Raw genomic sequence first — 17,081 nt, 5'->3', positions numbered from 1 at the left:
CCGATGCAAACACTGAATTTTGTTGTCACCACGCTCCTGCATGCCTATGCCACGATTTTACTGCTGCGTGTCTGGATGCAATGGGCGCGCGCGGACTTTTATAATCCGTTTGCCCAGTTTGTCGTGAAAGCCACACAGCCGGTTGTCCGTCCGCTGCGCCGTATTATTCCGGCTATCGGCCCGATTGATACAGCATCCGTGCTGGTGGCCTATATTGCCGTCCTGCTGAAACTGCTCTTTCCGTGGTTTCTGGCCGGTTTTCAGGGCCAGCTCGGCGGGCTGATGCTGCTGGTTGCTTTCTTTAATCTTCTCTATCTTGCAGGTATGACGGTATTCTGGGTGATCCTCGCCCGCGCGCTGCTCAGCTGGTTCAGCCAGGGCCGCAACCCGGTGGACTATGTGCTGATGCAACTGACCGAGCCGCTGATGTCACCGTTCCGCCGTATCATTCCGCCGATGGGCGGCATTGATTTCTCTGCAATGATTGTCATTTTTATTCTGTACGCGCTGGGCTATCTCTATAACGATATTGTTCAGTGGATATTTTTATAATCAGGCGCTGATATGACCCGCAAAATTGTTTTAGCTACCGGCAATGCCGGAAAAGTCCGTGAAATGGCCTCACTGCTGGCAGATGCCGGTATGGATGTGGTGGCACAGACGGAACTGGGTGTCGGCTCCGTTGAGGAAACCGGCCTGACCTTTGTTGAAAATGCCATTATCAAAGCGCGTCACGCAGCAAAAGTCACCGGTTTACCGGCTATTGCGGATGACTCCGGGATTTCTGTCGATTACCTCGGCGGCGCACCGGGGATCTACTCCGCCCGTTATGCCGGAACGGATGGCAACGACGGTGCCAATATTGTAAAACTGCTGGCTGCCCTTGACGGCGTCCCGGCGGAACAGCGTCAGGCGCACTTCAACTGTGTACTGGTCTATATGCGCCACGAAAACGACCCGACGCCGATCATCTGTCATGGCCGCTGGGCCGGTGTGATCGCAGAGCAGGCGCAGGGCGAAGGCGGTTTCGGTTATGATCCGGTCTTCTGGTTACCTGAACTGAACAAAACCGCCGCACAGCTGCGTCCGGAAGAAAAACAGGCTATGTCTCACCGCGGCAAAGCGCTGGCACTGCTGTCGGAAGCCCTGCGTAATGGGTAAGCTTCCCCCGCTCAGTCTGTATATTCATATTCCGTGGTGTGTTCAGAAGTGCCCTTACTGTGATTTCAACTCTCACGCGCTGAAAGGTGAAGTGCCGCATGATGATTATGTGGCACATTTACTGGCTGATCTTGAGGCAGATTTACCGCTGGTTAATGGTCGTGAAATCCGCACTATCTTTATCGGCGGCGGTACACCCAGCCTGCTCAGTGCGGAAGCCATGCAGACACTGATGGACGGTGTACGTGCCCGTATTCCTGTCGCGGAGGATGCGGAAGTGACCATGGAAGCCAACCCGGGCACCGTGGAAGCCGACCGTTTCAGTGGCTATCAGAAAGCCGGTATCAACCGCATTTCCATTGGTGTGCAGAGCTTCGGTGATGACAAACTGATCCGCCTCGGGCGTATTCACGATGCCGGAGAAGCCAAACGGGCGGCCCGGCTCGCGGCGACACTCGGACTGCGCAGTTTTAACCTCGACCTGATGCACGGGCTGCCGGAGCAGCATCTCGGCGAGGCGCTCAGTGACCTGCGCCAGGCGATTGAGCTTGCCCCGCCGCACCTGTCCTGGTATCAGCTGACGATTGAACCGAACACCAGCTTCGGCTCCCGCCCGCCGGTACTGCCGGATGACGATCTTCTGTGGGATATTTTCTCTCAGGGGCATCAGCTACTGACACAGGCCGGTTATGTGCAGTATGAAACCTCCGCGTATGCAAAACCGGGATTTCAGTGTCAGCATAACCTCAACTACTGGCGTTTCGGGGATTACCTCGGGATCGGCTGTGGTGCGCACGGCAAAATTTCGTTTGCTGACGGACGCATTCTGCGGACAGTCAAAACCAAACATCCGCGCGGTTATATGGAAGGGCGCTACCTTGATCAGCAAAATGACGTGGCAACGGAAGACCGCCCATTTGAGTTCTTTATGAACCGGTTCCGCCTGCTGGAAGCGATGCCGCGCAGTGATTTCACCGATTACACCGGACTGCCGGAATCCGTGGTTCGCCCTCAAATCGAAGCGGCACTGAATGCCGGTGAGATTTCCGAAACCGCAACTCACTGGCAGATAACCGAACACGGCAAGTTATTCCTCAATACGTTGCTGGAACGGTTTTTATAAAACAAAAACCCGGTCGCTTTCACGCCCGGGTTTTATTAGTTATATCAATCCAGCTGATTACAGCGCGCTTTCCACGGCCTGCACCTGACGGCTCAGACTGTCCAGCCCGCCGCCGGAGAGATACCAGAGATCCGGCTGTAACACGATAATCTTATCATTCTTAAAGGCATTGGTCTTTTTCACGCCATCAGTTTCAAAGGCCGCTTTATCCCATTGCCCTGCGCCAATCGCCGCGCTGCGGTCAATCACCAGAATCACATCCGGGTTCAGCTCCGCCACCATGTCCGGTGTCACCAGCGGACGCTTATCTTTCTCTGCTTTCGGGTCAACCGGGATATCAACAGCAGCCGCTTTCACCACCTGATAGACAACCGGCTGTTTATTCGGGAATAATTTGCCGTCATTGTGCAGCATCACCAGTACTTTTTTACCGGATTTGGCGGCTTTTTCCTGAGCCTGAGCAATGGTTTTATTCAGTGCAGTCAGTTCTTCTGCGGTTTTCTTCTCAATATCATAAAGCTGACCGATCAGCGCAATATTCGCCTCTGCCGCTGCCAGATAATCATCACCGCCGGTACCGAGGTTCACTGTCGGTGCGATTTTATTCAGTTCATCGAATGATTTGCCCTGACGACCGGTGATCACAATCAGATCCGGCTTCAGTTCCGCGATTTTTGCCAGGTCCGGCGTCTTCATTCCGCCTGCATCCGCGACTTTGCTGTTCACCTGACCTTTCAGGTATGACGGCAGATTACCCAGCGGCAGCGCGACAACATTGTCAGCCAGTCCCAGCTTATTCATGGTGTCGTACACACCAAAGTCAAACAGCACCACGCGGGATGGTTTCTGTGCCACTTTTGCGGAGCCGGACTGATGTTCGATGGTCAGCAGCGGGCTTTTATCCGCCACAGCGGCGATATGATTCGGGGTGTATTTCGGCGCGGTGTCAGCCAGCGCGGAAGCGGAGGCAAAGCCTAAAAACGGAATTAACACTAACGGAATGATCTTTTTCATGTTCCTGCCTGATTAAATGCGTTTAACGTTGCAGTTCATTCTAGGCAGAAGCCGAAACATGTCAATCAAATAAGAATCATTATCATAACAATTATTATTTATTTGAACCTGATCAGCTAAAAAAACAGTTACCGGTACAAAATGTACCGGTAACCTTATATTACTTAAGGGAATTCATCAGCTGAATACGCTGCTGTTCCAGCGTGGTGACTTTACCGCACACCTGTTTACTGAACTGTTTAAAATCACCTTCCTGTTCACGCACGGCCTGCTGTAAGGATTTCTGTAACCCGTCCAGCCCGCTCAGTGCCGCACCGGCGGCGTTTTTGTCACCGGTCAGCCCGGCAAGCAGCTGTTTGCGGCCGATCTCATTGATCGCATCCTGAAGCATACCGCCGAGACGCTGCTGAATTTGCGCACGTCCGTCCTGCTCTACCTGCTTAATCGCCTGATGATGGAAAGCATAACCATCCGGACGGGTTTCAATAATCCGATCAACCTGTTTATTCAGATCCGCTTCCAGGGTTGTCAGATGGCCGCGCAGTTTGCTGTCCTGCCCCATCTCTTTGATCAGCACCTTGTCCACCGCCTGACGGGATTTACCGATCCGGTTCACCGCCTGCTGTTTTATCCACGGCACATCCTGACGCACACCTGACTGATAGCGTTTTGCATCCGCACTTTGTGCGGCGCTGAGTGTCAGGGATTTGCCGTCACGGGTAATCTGCCCGTCAGGGGTGATCTTCATTTCCCCGCTTTTCCCGATCACCTGTACATAGGCCGGTGTGATAACCAAATCATCCTGCGGGGTGACACTGCACTGATACCCTTCCGCCGATGCCAGCGACGCGGCACCCAGACTCAGAACGGCAATCCATTTACGTAACATAAACACTCCTGATTCTCAGACAGCGGACGCTGAACCCGGCGGGTTCAGAAAATAGAGCGCCCGATTTTTGCAGATAACATTTCTAAGGCAGCGCAACCGGCCAAAGAGTTCCCGGAATCATCCAGTTCCGGTGACCAGACCACCACAGAAAACTCGCCGGGCACCACACAGACGATCCCGCCGCCGACCCCGGATTTACCGGGCATGCCTATCCGGTAAGCAAACTCCCCCGAGCCGTCATACATCCCGCAGGTCAGCATCAGGGCATTTATCTGCCGTGACTGCAACGGTGTGATCACCGGCTCGCTGCCACCCAGCGGTACGCCGCCGTTGGCCAGATAGGCAAAACAGGTTGCCAGTTCAGCACAGTTCATTGAGAGTGCGCAATAGTGAAAATAGTTCTCCAGCACAGTCAGTACATTATTTTCAAAATTGCCGAAAGATTTCATCAGAAAAGCGATAGCGGCATTGCGGCTGCCGTGTTCCAGTTCAGAACGCGCCACCTGCAAATCATAGGTAATATCCTGACTGCCGGTCAGTTTGCGGACAAACTCCAGCATCCGCTGACGCGGCGCACTGAGGCGGGACTGCAGCATATCCGCAATAATAATCGCCCCGGCATTAATAAACGGATTGCGCGGAATACCCTTTTCCATCTCCAGAAGCACCAGCGAGTTAAACGGCAGACCGGACGGCTCTTTGCCGACCCGGGACCAGATCTCCGATTCCTTATAACGTGTCATCGCGAGTGTCAGACTCAGCACTTTGGAAATGGACTGCACCGAAAAGCGCTGATACGCATCACCGGCGGAAAAAATTTCTCCGTCCACAGTACACACCGCGATCCCCAGCCTGTCAGGTGAGACTTCCGCCAGCGCCGGAATATAATCCGCCACCTTACCGGAGCCAATCAGCGGCCGGACACGGTGTAAGATATCGTCCAGCAGTTCATTACTAAAGTGTGTGGTCAAAATTGTTACTCCAAAACACGGTATGCCGCAAATCCGGAGGCCGGAGACAGATAAGGGCACCCATTCAGGTGCCCTTATTAATAATTAGCGTGGTAAGAAATTTATCTCAGTCCCACCAGATATCGAACAGTTCAGACATCTGAATGTTCTGCATCCCTTTGGCTTTCAGCCAGTCACCTACCAGCTTACGGTGTTCATCGGTACACTCGCCGATTTTCTGTAAACAGACCATGGCTTCCCAGCTCAGGTAACCGCTGGCATCCAGCGCCAGGCCGTTCGGCTCGATCACTTCGTCAACCAGCTGATCAACCGTGCGGTCGATAGTATCGACATCAGTACCTTCCGGGAAATCCCATTTGAAGGAAAAACCGAGTTCGCGGAACTCATCGATACGCATTTTTTTCCGTAAACGACGACTACGTTGTGTTGCCATTATTTCATCCTCTCAAACATCAGATCCCAGACGCCATGGCCTAAGCGATGGCCGCGTTTTTCAAACTTCGTGACCGGCCGGGTATCCGGGCGCGGTACATAATCCTGTGTGGCTGACAGATTGCGGTAACCCGGTGCCTGAGTCATGACCTCAAGCATGTGCTCCGCATACGGCTGCCAGTCCGTCGCCATATGGAAGATACCGCCCGGTGCCAGTTTTGTCCGCACTTTTTCTGCAAACGGCAACTGAACAATACGCCGCTTATTGTGACGGGCCTTATGCCACGGATCGGGGAAAAACAGCTGTACCATATGCAGGCTGTTATCCGGGATCATTTTATCCAGCACTTCGATGGCATCATGGCACATCACGCGCAGGTTCGTTACCCCGGCCTCCTGAGCATCTGCCAGACAGGCACCGACCCCCGGGGCATGCACTTCAATCCCCAGATAATTTTTATCCGGATTCTGTTTCGCCATCTCCACCAGAGAAGTGCCCATGCCGAAACCGATCTCCAGCGTGACCGGTGCATCACGCCCGAACAGCGCGGTAAAATCCAGCAGTTCCGGGGTAAAATCCACACCCGCTGACGGCCACAGGTCAGTCAGGGCATCTTCCTGACGTTTGGTCAGCCGTCCCTGACGGCGCACAAAACTGCGGACACGGCGCAGGGCTCTGCCGTCTTCATTAAATTCCGGCGAAATTACATTGTTGATCATAAGGTTTGCTGTCAGTATCCCGGCAAAAATAAATCATAATGTGTCCGGCACAACGGGCTGCGCTGCGCTGACACACGCAAAGTGCGGCAAGTTTAGCAAGAGACAACCGACTTCGCACCGGTTAATCACCCTCTTTCGCACAATTTCGGGTAAAAGTTGGTTTACAGTCGCAAAACAGTGTGCTGGAATTCCCGTCAATTAAAACTATTCAATGATTATTTAATTCTCATGGAAGCACAGCAATTTTCGCAGTCGGTTCTGACGTGGTATCACCGCTGCGGCAGAAAAAATCTGCCCTGGCAGCAGGAAAAGACCCCTTACCACGTCTGGCTTTCTGAAGTGATGTTACAGCAGACCCAGGTGGCAACGGTTATTCCTTATTTTAACCGTTTTATTGAACGGTTTCCGGCGGTTACTGATCTCGCCGCCGCTCCGCTTGATGAAGTGCTGCATTTGTGGACCGGGCTTGGCTATTACGCCCGTGCCCGCAATCTGCACAAAGCGGCACAGACTATTGCCTCAGAATTCGGCGGCAGGTTTCCGGTCACGTTTGAGGACGTGGTTGCCCTGCCCGGCGTCGGGCGGTCAACCGCAGGCGCGATTCTGTCACTTTCTCAGAATCAGCACTTCCCGATTCTGGACGGTAATGTCAAACGGGTGCTGGCACGCTGTTATGCCGTCAGCGGCTGGCCCGGCAAAAAAGAGGTGGAAAACCGCCTCTGGGCCATTGCGGAAGATGTCACCCCGGCTGACGGCGTGCAATATTTTAATCAGGCGATGATGGATCTGGGCGCGATGGTCTGCACACGCAGCAAACCCAGATGCGAGCTGTGCCCGCTGCAATACGGCTGTATTGCGTATGCAGAGCACAACCCGGCGGCGTATCCCGGCAAAAAACCGAAACAATCGATTCCGGAAAAAACAGCTTACTTTCTTATCATTCAGCATGATAATGAGATCTGGCTGGAAAAGCGCCCGGCGAAAGGGATCTGGGGCGGATTATACAGTTTTCCGCAGTTTGCAACGGAAGATGACATGTACGGCTGGCTGGCACAGCGCCGTATCAGCCACTCACCGTTACAGCAGCTGATTGCTTTCCGCCACACATTCAGCCATTTTCATCTGGATATTGTCCCCGTTGCCGCAAACGTCACCGATCGCACCGCAGTCCATGACGACAGCGACGGGATTTGGTATAACAGCCAAAATCCCCCGGTAATCGGCCTGGCCGCCCCGGTGGAAACCTTGCTTAAGCAAATCGGTAAAGAACCCCATTTTTGAGGATGTTACATGAGCAGAACGATTTTTTGCACCTTTCTTCAGCGTGAGGCTGACGGCCAGGATTTTCAGCTCTATCCGGGCGAATTAGGCAAACGTATTTTTAATGAGATTTCCAAAGAAGCCTGGCAGCAGTGGATGTCCAAACAGACCATGCTGATCAACGAGAAAAAACTCAGCACCATGAACCCGGACGATCGTAAACTGCTGGAACAGGAGATGGTCAAATTCCTGTTTGAAGGCCACGATATCCACATTGAAGGCTATACACCGCCTGAAAAATAATCCTGTCATCAGAGCCCTTTCCCGGCTCTGATGTTGTATCTGAACCCGGATCACACCGTATTTATACCCATGAAAAAACTTGCTGCACTGATCATTCTTGCGCCGCTGCTGGCGTCCTGTACCGGTTCACAGAAACAGACGGATTACCGTCCGGAATATGTTAAGGATACCAACGGATTTGATATTCTGATGGGCCAGTTTGCCCATAACATTGAAAATATCTGGGGTATAAAAGAAGTACTGATTGCCGGTCCGAAAGATTATGTCAAATACACCGATCAGTACTACACCCGCTCCCATATCAACTTTGATGCCGGTACCGTTACCATTGAGACTCTGGCAGGGGTTGAGCCGGAAGCCCATCTGCGTCAGGCGATTATCAATACCCTGCTGATGGGGGATGATCCGGGCTCGGTTGACCTCTATTCCGATGCCAACGATGTCACCATCAGTAAAGAGCCGTTCCTGTTCGGCCAGGTGCTGGATCATACCGGACAACCCGTCCGCTGGGAGTGGCGAGCCACCAAATTCGCGGATTATCTGGTAACCAACCGCTTACAGCGCCGTCAGTCCGGCTCACAGATGATCACCTATATCACCCTGAAACTGGTGCCGAACCATCTGGACCAGCGCGCTCACAAATACCTGCCGCTGGTTCGTCAGGCATCCGCCAAATACGGCGTGGAAGAATCGCTGATCCTTGCGATTATGCAGACAGAATCCAGCTTTAACCCGTATGCGGTCAGCCGCTCTGATGCACTGGGGCTGATGCAGATTATGCCGAACACCGCCGGACGTGATGTGTTTAAATCACAGGGCCGCTCCGGTGTGCCAAGCCGCAGCTATCTGTTTGACCCGGCCAGTAATATCGACACAGGTACGGCATATCTGGCCATTCTGCAGAATACCTACCTCGGTGAGATCAGCAACCCGACATCACGGCGTTATGCGGTTATCACCGCCTACAACGGCGGTGCGGGCAGTGTGCTGCGTGTCTTTCACAATGATAAAAAGCAGGCCGCCCGCATTATCAGCGGTATGGAGCCGGGTAAAGTGTATGAAACCCTGACGACGAAACACCCGTCCGGTGAATCCCGTAATTACCTGCGCAAAGTCAACGATCTGCAAAAAGGCTACCGCCGTTAAGTTTTCCGGCGGACAGGATCTGCAATTGTCCGCCGGTAATTTTACGTGTTATGCCGTAAAAATGAATGTTACTGCTTAAAATTTCAGTAAATTGCAGAAAAAACCGTCACTTGATTAAATTTGAAGGAAATAAGATTGACGCCCGGAACGGAATCGGGTTTAATACGCCTCGTTGCCCGGATAGCTCAGTCGGTAGAGCAGGGGATTGAAAATCCCCGTGTCCTTGGTTCGATTCCGAGTCCGGGCACCACTATTTATAAGGCCTCGCTGAAAAGCGGGGCTTTTTCCTTTTCCGGCTACAGTAGATTTCCGGTCGTTGCAACACGTTATTTATTTGCTGGATTTCTCGCCATTTTTGACGATGTTTGTTGCTTTTAAACACATCAATATCTTCTGACAAGCCTCTCTCTCACTTCCCAGCTACGGTCTTTCTACGGTCAGTTACGGTTCTTCTCATTTCTAGTTGTAAGTACACCCGTTTCAGTTCCACACACTTTTTGAGATTTCGTTATTTTCAGCTAATAACCGGTATTCTTCCGGTGTCAGATTATTCAGGGATTCATGTGGACGCTCCCGGTTATATTCCCTCAGCCAGTGTTCCGTGATCTCCCGTACTTCATTCAGTGTCCGGAACAGATAAAAATCCAGTATTTCGGTCCGGTATGTCCGGTTAAAACGTTCGATAAAGGCATTCTGAGTCGGTTTACCCGGTTTAATAAATTTCAGTATCACTCCATGCTCTTCCGCCCGGTGTGCGAGTGTCAGTGATATAAGCTCCGGACCATTATCCATCCGCATTTTCACCGGGTATCCGCGTGTTGCTACAATTCTGTCCAATACTCGGACAACACGTTGAGCCGGGATATTCAGATAAATTTCTATCGCCAAGGCTTCACGATTAAAATCATCCACGATATTGAACGTCCGGAAACCCCTGCCACAGATCAACGCATCATGCATAAAATTAACCGACCAGGTCTGATTCAGTGTCTCCGGTGTTGCCAGTGGTGCCGGATTACGCACAGGCAGACGTTGTTTGCCTTTACGGCGAAAGTTCAGCTTCAGCAGATAATAGATCCGGTGAACACGCTTATGATTCCACCCGTTGCCCTGCCTGCGCAGGATCTGAAACAGCTTTTTAAGCCCGTAACGCGGATAATGTTCTACCGCCTCTGTCAATACCTATATCACCGGTTCATCCCACTGGGTATCCGGTTTGTAAAAATACACCGTCTGCTCACCAATATCAGCGATTGCTTAGGGTTTGCTCTAATATTTCCCCATTATCATTAACATACATGACTATCATTTTTTTTATACTGCCATGCATAGCGTCAATCGTTAATTTTTTGCTCGATAACGGTGGCAGTATTAAATCATTCCCTGATACTTCCTTTATCTTATTATCATCTGTCATGATTTTTAAATTAATAACAGAAAGGTGAATTAAGGATGGGTTGTAGCACTCTATATTTGTATTATTTATCTTTTTGCAAGTGATTTTTTCCACGACTTCTTCTGGTATGGTATTTATGGTTTCAGGCCTGAAAAATAATTTAATTTGAGTGTTCATTGTTATTAGTACACTATTTTCCGGGTTGAATTCTTTTTTTTCAGGTGGTATTTCGTATATGTTAAACCAGAAAAGAGATTCTTTATTGTCCGGCAATTTATCTTTATTATAGATAATCCTTACTCCTTTTATATCAGAAGGTTCCATCCTGAATACAGGAGGAATGCTGATAAAAGGAATGTTGACCGTTTCCGGATTGCCTTCTCCTCTGTCTATCCATGTCTGAACAATAACCGGATATTCATTAGTATTAGCCAGCATCAGACTTTGCTCTTTATCTTCTTCATGATAAATAATACGCGACTGAGAAGGCATAATACCGCAGTAAGCATTCATAGTAATCATGCTGAGAGAAAATAAAAGAAACATTAGTTTCATTATCATTGTATTTTTACCAGGACCGTTGCAGTCGCTCTGACTTTTCCTGCTGTTACAGTCTGTCCGTTAATTTTTTTTAGGTTTGCAGTGAAATTGTAGTTATAGTTAGTGTAACCACTGTGGGAACTGCCTGACTGTATTGCATTATCCAGTACCGGGTACCAGCCCGCACTGCTGCCCATATACGCTGAGTTCAGCGGATCTGTTCCCTGTTGACCGATTAATGTCAGTGCAGATAGAGGAGAGTTACTATAAGATATTGTTATACCAACCCCTTTTGCCATTTCAGAGCTCGTATAGTTATCAGAAAGAAGCATACTGACACCATTGCTGCTATTTACCAGATTCAATGTTTTTGCTGCGTTATAAGAGCCTGCTGATACCTGAAAACCTAAAGCAGTCTGTGAATTAGCCGTACCGGAAGTTACACTATTACTGCATTCTACGCTAACGTTAAACTGAGCAGAGCTGGCAAGACCCGCATCTAATTCACTGATTGTTATTGTCGGTAATAATACAAGTGGTGTTACACTCCGGGCAACACAAGTCGGGGTATTATAAAGCCTGTTCACGTTTCTCATACCATAACCGAATCCGTTATCAACGCCCCAGAACTTAAAGTTAGTGCTGCTGTCCTGCCCTTCTTCATCATGTGTCAATCCCGGCCCCACTAACTGAATATAACTATTCGGCTGAGTACAACTGTATAGCTTCCCGGCTGTATTTCCATAAACAATACCGCTCCCGTCATTATTATTGTTTCCGCAATAATAGCTTCTGGCGCTTGTACCCGGTAACTGACTTATACGGTATAACTCAGCCTGAAGCGGAGGTATATCCTGCAGGCGGATTTGGATTTTACTACCACTGGTCGCATAAGTGCTGACCGGCACTTTTTTCCAGTTACGGGTTACCACAACACCGCTCATGGTTTGTTTTATGCCCACGTAAGCAAAGTATGTCGCATAAACATCCGAAACTCCATCGGCCTGGCCCAGATCATAATAGCCGCCAACCCGGTCATCCCCGTTAGTCGCTACCAGGAAATAAATATCAGAGAGATCACTGGCATCGCACTGCCACAATACAGAAGAGGCTGTTGCACCACCATATGTGTAATTAGTTGGCGGAACAATAACACTTGCTAATAATGAGCCGGCCGGATAAAAATACGTATCGTATATATTGATTTTTCCGAACGGAATCAATGCAGTTCGGCCATCTTCAGTTTGTGATACACCGGTACTTGTACACCTTGCTAATGAGGGGAGTGCAAATACCAGTAAAAGAAGTATGACTCCCCGGATAATAATATAAATTTTTATCACAATCACATTCCTTTTGATGAGTTATTACAATGTACTGTCATATTAATTAAAGGCTGATTAATATCGTTTTCTTTTATCTTGTAGGGTAACGCACAATATGCATTACCATTTCCCCACCGCGCTGTCAGTACCCCTTCATGCTGCTCAACACGAACATAAATCTGCCCGCCTTGTCCTGTTATTCCAACCAGTTGATCTTGTGAGTCATAAACCTGAGCCCCCATAGGAATCGTCATTCCCGAATCTGTTATTGTTTTAATTAACAATGCAGCTCCTGTTCTGGTCCTGAATTTGACTTTGACGCCTGAGCCCGCTATCGGAGCTACCCGTTTCTGACTGTCCAGCACTTCAACATTCCCTTTCATACCCTGAGGATCAATGGATATATTGTTATAGCGGTAAGGCGTGACAGAAGGAACCAAAGCATATCCGTTACTGTCAATGTGTGTTTGTGATGACGTGAATAGTTTAGCTCCTTCGGCACCTTTAGCCTCGACCAGTGCAAAAGTGTCACCCAGGTACGGACCAAATGTCAGCCCGCCACTGTGAACGGCAAGCGCTCCCTGGGCATTACCTGATACCTGCCAGTAACCTTTACCCGTTGATGCATTCATTCCGATATTTACATCAGGAAGCCTTTTTTGCAGACTTCCTCCTAATGTAGTTTGTGCATATTTTTTGTCATGTGTCGCATTCAAGTTGTAACTGATCGTCTGCGCATCATCCATCATACCGGAAGCACTTGTCTGATATTGTTCGCCGCTACTTTTACTATAATTATAAGAGGCACTCAGGCTTACACTACGTGGCGAATTTAAAGAGAACGGGACCGAGAATGAGATAGCGGTTGCGGTTTCCATGGTCCCCGCATTGTCGTAATTCCCGGTACGTTGTCTGGCAAGAGATGCATTCATACTGATGCCATTATTAAATGTCTGGCTGTACCCTAACTGCAACTGCGTATCCCGGGATCTGCCATCACGGTAGTTCTGGGTTGCTCCGGTAATAAAAATATTGCCGTAGTCACCTAAACTCTGGCTGAGTGTTATATCAAACCGCGAACGTTGTCCGCTGGTATAGTTCAACCAGTCCGCTCCCGTCTGGCTATTACTCCTGGTACCAAGAATTTCAGTGAGTTCCCGGTAACCACTGGTTGAATAACGATAAGTTGCCAGAGATACCGTCGTTCCGGCCGGCTCGAATGTTTTACTCCATGAAGCCTGTGTCATCCATCCTTCTGCAGATGTATTGCCGGGTAATTTAGCACGCGAGAACGTTGTATTCAGTCCAAATGCACCGAAAGTACTGGTGTACACACCTCCGAATACAGTGGCAACATAATCTTCGGCAACGCGAACCCCGCCATTTGCTGTTATCGAATTTGTCAGCCCCCGCTGATAGGTAATATCCGCAAATGCTGATTTTTTCTGAGTATTACGGGTACGGCCGACAGCAAGATTATAGCGTGACATCCCCGGTCTCATTGACTCCGGAACAGCAGAAAAAGGAACCACGAAAGTTTTTACGGTACCATCAGCCTCAGTCACCTGAACCTGCAGGTCTCCGTTATAACTTGTCGGATAGAGATCATTTATTTCAAAGTTACCGGGTGGTACCGTTGTCTGGTAGATTTCCTGTCCGTTCTGGCGTACCACAACTTTAGCATTGCTTGATGCAATACCTCTGATAACAGGAGCGTAACCACGCACAGAATCAGGCAGCATAGCGTCAGCGGTGGAGAGGTTGATACCGTTATAACTCATGCCGGAAAAAAAACGGCCATTGGTGACCAGTTGCCCTGCCATGAACTGACTCATAATAGTAACTAAGGGACGTTGTATATAACTGCTTATGTTATTCCATGTATATCCGTCATTTTTATTCCACGCTACGTTACTCACCTGGCGATACTGCAATGCCCCAAAATTGACACCACCATTAACAGAAAGCCATCCGGAATCAAAATTATCAGTATTTTCATTCGAGTAAGAAATATGGTAATAGTTAACCAAATAATTAATAAAACCAATATTTTCACCTGAATCATAATTATCGGGATTGACATAACCACGAGGTTTTATATTAAGTAGCGCCTGAGGAACTGAAATATTGAGCTTCAGGGCAGATAATTCAGTTTTTTCTTCTGCCAATGAAGAAATATCAGATAAGAAAAAGCATTTGTTATTGCTATTTCTTATAATATCGTCTCCATTTTTAAATCCGATATCATTTATCAACTCCGGAGAAAAACAGGGTACTGAATTATCATTTATTACTTGATAGGATACGTCATATTTACCTATAAAAACCTGGTTGACATAAATATCAAGCTTATAATCCCCGGGAGGAACCGCACCCGGTTTACTCAGCATTTCAAGAGATGCCAAATCAAAATGTCCTCCCTTGAAAAGGGACGGATCAAAAATATATTCATTTTCATCAGCAGCAATACCAGAAAACGGGAAATTCAGAATTAATATCAGCGGAAAATATTTTTTCATTTTTCCCGTATACAAAATGTAATTACAGTTACAAATATCTTTCTTTTGTGTAATCAGTACCATAATCATTTACCATGGTCATTTCTAACAGTGCATCTTTTAACGTTTTTATTTTGGCAGGGACCCGCCATTGTACTGTTGACTGGGGTGATAACATATCCGATTCACTGATCACTACGGATTCGTTTCCGATTTTCAGCACTGCTTTCCGGATAGAAATATAAAAACCAGTAGGATTATGTACTGTTAAAATTCCGTTATTAAGACTGAAGTTAACTGACTGATAAGCATCAGTTACCTGACCTTTCAGGGAGTCCGGACGGTAAAAGATTTTAACTCTGCTGGTTACTGCAATGACTAATCTGTTTTGCTCTGTTGCCTTCAATGCGGGTAATTGAGTAAAATTAAGATAAAAAACAGATTCTTTATTTTCAGGTAAACGTCCGGTTCCATTGGCTATAAGTCTGACAGATTGTCCGGTGTGTGGTTCCATTCTGAATACCGGTGGCACTAATACAAAAGGAGCCGAAGGATCAGGGGTATTATCAGCAGTTGTTAACTGAAGCTGAATTACATAGGGTTGTGAGTCCGGATTTTTGAACTGAATAATTTTTTCAGTCGAAACGGACGGAAAAACAATTCTTGTTCCAGTCATAATAACGCTTGCATTAACATTGCTGACAAGCAAAAAAAAGACCGAACAAGCAAATGAATATATTATTTTTTTCATAATTATTTATTTCATAAAATTGGCAGCAATAGTATTGCTGCCAGTTTTTAATTTTTAAAGATAACTCACGGTATATTCAGCAACAGCTGTGATTTTACCTGCGGTACCAGAAGTACCCAGAGAGTAGTATTTTGCAGCAAACTGATAATCAGCAGATGTCTTATCTTTCTTTAATACCAATCCGGGTACTGACGTTACTCCATTTAAGGTAATAGCAGTCGTTCCGGCCGCTTCACTGAATAGCTGGATACCAAATCCGCTGGCTGCATCACTCCCAGTATAGGTATTGCCTAATACCCCTGTAGAACTGTCAACATTATAGCCTAAAAATTTTGTCGTAATATCAGTATCTGCCGAGGGAGCCTGACACCCGGTCAGGGATACTGTAAACGGTGTCAGACCTGCAGTTTGCCCGGAGGCCAGAGAGGCTCCGAAATCAGTAATAGCTACAGTGGGCAGAAGAACAACAGAATCAGTTTGTCCATTGATATCGACAGCACATGTCTGGGAAGTAACTTCACCTTCAAAAGTAACAGTTGGTGCGGCTAACGCAGCACAAGGTAGTGTAAGTAACGCACTGATATAAATCAGCTTATTTAATTTATTTTTCATAATCAAGGTCCTGTTAACATTTCATAAAAAACTACAATTCCAAAATGATTGTTAGTAAATGATTTTATGCCCAGACTGACCAGATAAAAGAATGATCATAAATCAAATTTTTGGAATGAGACACAAAATACTCTAATGGTGTGTTAATATCAACGAATAGTAAAAAGAAGAAAAAGCGCTTGTTTGATTTAACTTATTAATCGTAAAATTAAACTGTTAATACATATGAATTAGATAAATATATTAAAAAAATGATATTTTCACGTTATTTATGCTGATGGAGATCACATTAATTAATACATACAATGGGTAATAACTAATAAAATGGAGCGGCATTATTATTTTTGATGGGATGAATAAAGCTGACCTAGCTGGCCATATGGCGACGTAACCCTCGAAAACAGGCACTGTTTTATTGTGAGTAAGGCTGTCAGTACGCAGGCTATGAGTCGTCTGTTATTCCTAAAATTATATAGATTTGAGGATAGTATGAACCAATATTGTGATTGCAGGATTAATATGATAGCCGCATCATTGTCCAGTGATCTGAAAAAGAGCGCATAAGAAAATGAATCTACAAAACCAAGGTATTAATTCGGGCCGATATCTTCGATTACACTGACACGTTATGCGACAGGACTCAGCACCACAGTCATCTTGACTGAGACCTTTGAGCACAATTAATTGTAATTACCTAAAATATTTAATGAAATTGAATCAACCCAACTAAAGGCCAGATTTGTCTACCGTGGGTACGATCTGTGATCTCTTCCCTGTCTTCAGTACCGATTGTTTCCGGAAGATACGGCTGTCCTGATTGAGCGTCATGATGCACATGTCCGGGCGGATCAGAAAGTGATACCAGGTATTGTTGCCATCGGTATTGCCCTGTTCAGCGGAGACCAGTCCTCCCCTGCACGGTGCCGACGTTGACGCCTTC

At 47.6% G+C, this 17,081-nt stretch carries 16 protein-coding genes, 1 tRNA gene and 2 pseudogenes; 7 read left to right on the top strand and 12 right to left on the bottom strand.

Going from position 1 to position 17,081, the window contains the following annotated elements:
- The first annotated feature begins 3 nt into the window (after positions 1-3).
- The 3 genes from ACF8OF_RS04930 to hemW are packed head-to-tail and all read left to right on the top strand — an operon-like array spanning position 4 to position 2,284.
- Complete coding sequence (locus ACF8OF_RS04930) at positions 4-552, top strand: YggT family protein (protein WP_262883090.1); 549 nt, start codon at positions 4-6, stop codon at positions 550-552.
- Between the two features lie 12 nt (positions 553-564).
- A complete protein-coding gene (rdgB, locus tag ACF8OF_RS04925; RefSeq protein WP_072871876.1) occupies positions 565-1,161 on the top strand; it encodes an RdgB/HAM1 family non-canonical purine NTP pyrophosphatase in 597 nt (198 codons plus the stop codon).
- A complete protein-coding gene (gene hemW, locus ACF8OF_RS04920) occupies positions 1,154-2,284 on the top strand; it encodes a radical SAM family heme chaperone HemW (protein ID WP_349467911.1) in 1,131 nt (376 codons plus the stop codon). The genes rdgB and hemW overlap by 8 nt, the downstream gene beginning before the upstream one ends.
- 57 nt (positions 2,285-2,341) lie before the next feature.
- Here hemW and ACF8OF_RS04915 read toward each other — a convergent pair whose 3' ends face one another.
- The 5 genes from ACF8OF_RS04915 to trmB form a co-directional block, all read right to left on the bottom strand.
- The gene (locus ACF8OF_RS04915) at positions 2,342-3,298 is read right to left on the bottom strand and encodes a siderophore ABC transporter substrate-binding protein (RefSeq protein ID WP_392495903.1); all 957 of its coding nucleotides are present in this window, start codon (positions 3,296-3,298) and stop codon (positions 2,342-2,344) included.
- A 160-nt stretch (positions 3,299-3,458) separates the two neighbouring features.
- Positions 3,459-4,187 (bottom strand): DUF2884 family protein, encoded by a 729-nt coding sequence (locus ACF8OF_RS04910; protein WP_262859275.1) that lies wholly within the window; start codon positions 4,185-4,187, stop codon positions 3,459-3,461.
- 44 nt (positions 4,188-4,231) lie between these two features.
- Positions 4,232-5,158, bottom strand: a complete 927-nt coding sequence (gene glsB, locus ACF8OF_RS04905) for a glutaminase B (protein WP_262859276.1) — start codon at positions 5,156-5,158, stop codon at positions 4,232-4,234.
- Between the two features lie 106 nt (positions 5,159-5,264).
- A complete protein-coding gene (locus ACF8OF_RS04900; RefSeq protein WP_025154052.1) occupies positions 5,265-5,591 on the bottom strand; it encodes a YggL family protein in 327 nt (108 codons plus the stop codon).
- Positions 5,591-6,310 (bottom strand): tRNA (guanosine(46)-N7)-methyltransferase TrmB, encoded by a 720-nt coding sequence (gene trmB, locus ACF8OF_RS04895; RefSeq protein WP_262862566.1) that lies wholly within the window; start codon positions 6,308-6,310, stop codon positions 5,591-5,593. The genes ACF8OF_RS04900 and trmB overlap by 1 nt, the downstream gene beginning before the upstream one ends.
- A 228-nt stretch (positions 6,311-6,538) precedes the next feature.
- Here trmB and mutY point away from each other — a divergent pair, with 228 nt between their 5' ends.
- The 4 genes from mutY (at position 6,539) to ACF8OF_RS04875 (ending at position 9,269) form a co-directional block, all read left to right on the top strand.
- Positions 6,539-7,591, top strand: a complete 1,053-nt coding sequence (gene mutY / locus ACF8OF_RS04890) for an A/G-specific adenine glycosylase (protein ID WP_392495901.1) — start codon at positions 6,539-6,541, stop codon at positions 7,589-7,591.
- A 9-nt stretch (positions 7,592-7,600) separates the two neighbouring features.
- Positions 7,601-7,873, top strand: a complete 273-nt coding sequence (locus tag ACF8OF_RS04885; protein WP_004237812.1) for an oxidative damage protection protein — start codon at positions 7,601-7,603, stop codon at positions 7,871-7,873.
- A 69-nt stretch (positions 7,874-7,942) separates the two neighbouring features.
- Positions 7,943-9,019 carry a membrane-bound lytic murein transglycosylase MltC gene (gene mltC / locus ACF8OF_RS04880; RefSeq protein WP_262859279.1) on the top strand — a complete coding sequence of 359 codons (1,077 nt, stop codon included), beginning with the start codon at positions 7,943-7,945 and terminating at the stop codon, positions 9,017-9,019.
- A gap of 174 nt (positions 9,020-9,193) precedes the next feature.
- A tRNA-Phe gene (locus tag ACF8OF_RS04875) sits at positions 9,194-9,269 on the top strand.
- Between the two features lie 230 nt (positions 9,270-9,499).
- On the opposite strand, the pseudogene ACF8OF_RS04870 reads toward ACF8OF_RS04875, so the two are convergent.
- The 7 genes and pseudogenes from ACF8OF_RS04870 to ACF8OF_RS04840 all read right to left on the bottom strand — a co-directional run.
- A pseudogene (locus tag ACF8OF_RS04870) lies at positions 9,500-10,255 on the bottom strand (IS3 family transposase); the annotation flags it as partial.
- Positions 10,256-10,265: 10 nt separating this feature from the next.
- Positions 10,266-10,928 (bottom strand): molecular chaperone, encoded by a 663-nt coding sequence (locus ACF8OF_RS04865; protein ID WP_392495900.1) that lies wholly within the window; start codon positions 10,926-10,928, stop codon positions 10,266-10,268.
- 44 nt (positions 10,929-10,972) lie between these two features.
- The gene (locus ACF8OF_RS04860) at positions 10,973-12,295 is read right to left on the bottom strand and encodes a fimbrial protein (protein WP_262883112.1); all 1,323 of its coding nucleotides are present in this window, start codon (positions 12,293-12,295) and stop codon (positions 10,973-10,975) included.
- Positions 12,296-12,300: 5 nt separating this feature from the next.
- Positions 12,301-14,862 carry a fimbria/pilus outer membrane usher protein gene (locus tag ACF8OF_RS04855; protein WP_349468084.1) on the bottom strand — a complete coding sequence of 854 codons (2,562 nt, stop codon included), beginning with the start codon at positions 14,860-14,862 and terminating at the stop codon, positions 12,301-12,303.
- The gene (locus ACF8OF_RS04850) at positions 14,828-15,454 is read right to left on the bottom strand and encodes a molecular chaperone (protein WP_349468085.1); all 627 of its coding nucleotides are present in this window, start codon (positions 15,452-15,454) and stop codon (positions 14,828-14,830) included. Before ACF8OF_RS04850 ends, ACF8OF_RS04855 begins: the two co-directional genes overlap by 35 nt.
- A 129-nt stretch (positions 15,455-15,583) precedes the next feature.
- On the bottom strand, positions 15,584-16,141 hold the full coding sequence (locus tag ACF8OF_RS04845) for a fimbrial protein (protein ID WP_262863025.1): 558 nt from the start codon (positions 16,139-16,141) through the stop codon (positions 15,584-15,586).
- 783 nt (positions 16,142-16,924) lie between these two features.
- Positions 16,925-17,056, bottom strand: a pseudogene (locus tag ACF8OF_RS04840) (contractile injection system protein, VgrG/Pvc8 family); the annotation flags it as partial.
- Between the last annotated feature and the right edge of the window lie 25 nt (positions 17,057-17,081).

This window comes from Morganella sp. TYF_1 (assembly GCF_043105645.1).
Lineage (GTDB): Bacteria > Pseudomonadota > Gammaproteobacteria > Enterobacterales > Enterobacteriaceae > Morganella > Morganella morganii_B.
This window is presented reverse-complemented; position numbering and strand designations above follow the sequence as displayed.

What these genes read in the sequence shown, in the direction of transcription:
- ACF8OF_RS04915 (WP_392495903.1), bottom strand. Translation starts at nt 3,298, where the DNA reads ATGAAAAAGATCATTCCGTTAGTGTTAATTCCGTTTTTAGGCTTTGCC.
- ACF8OF_RS04910 (WP_262859275.1), bottom strand. Translation starts at nt 4,187, where the DNA reads ATGTTACGTAAATGGATTGCCGTTCTGAGTCTGGGTGCCGCGTCGCTG.
- ACF8OF_RS04900 (WP_025154052.1), bottom strand. Translation starts at nt 5,591, where the DNA reads ATGGCAACACAACGTAGTCGTCGTTTACGGAAAAAAATGCGTATCGAT.
- ACF8OF_RS04930 (WP_262883090.1), top strand. Translation starts at nt 4, where the DNA reads ATGCAAACACTGAATTTTGTTGTCACCACGCTCCTGCATGCCTATGCC.
- ACF8OF_RS04885 (WP_004237812.1), top strand. Translation starts at nt 7,601, where the DNA reads ATGAGCAGAACGATTTTTTGCACCTTTCTTCAGCGTGAGGCTGACGGC.
- ACF8OF_RS04865 (WP_392495900.1), bottom strand. Translation starts at nt 10,928, where the DNA reads ATGAATGCTTACTGCGGTATTATGCCTTCTCAGTCGCGTATTATTTAT.
- rdgB (WP_072871876.1), top strand. Translation starts at nt 565, where the DNA reads ATGACCCGCAAAATTGTTTTAGCTACCGGCAATGCCGGAAAAGTCCGT.
- ACF8OF_RS04850 (WP_349468085.1), bottom strand. Translation starts at nt 15,454, where the DNA reads ATGACTGGAACAAGAATTGTTTTTCCGTCCGTTTCGACTGAAAAAATT.
- hemW (WP_349467911.1), top strand. Translation starts at nt 1,154, where the DNA reads ATGGGTAAGCTTCCCCCGCTCAGTCTGTATATTCATATTCCGTGGTGT.
- mutY (WP_392495901.1), top strand. Translation starts at nt 6,539, where the DNA reads ATGGAAGCACAGCAATTTTCGCAGTCGGTTCTGACGTGGTATCACCGC.
- ACF8OF_RS04855 (WP_349468084.1), bottom strand. Translation starts at nt 14,862, where the DNA reads ATGGTACTGATTACACAAAAGAAAGATATTTGTAACTGTAATTACATT.
- trmB (WP_262862566.1), bottom strand. Translation starts at nt 6,310, where the DNA reads ATGATCAACAATGTAATTTCGCCGGAATTTAATGAAGACGGCAGAGCC.
- ACF8OF_RS04845 (WP_262863025.1), bottom strand. Translation starts at nt 16,141, where the DNA reads ATGAAAAATAAATTAAATAAGCTGATTTATATCAGTGCGTTACTTACA.
- mltC (WP_262859279.1), top strand. Translation starts at nt 7,943, where the DNA reads ATGAAAAAACTTGCTGCACTGATCATTCTTGCGCCGCTGCTGGCGTCC.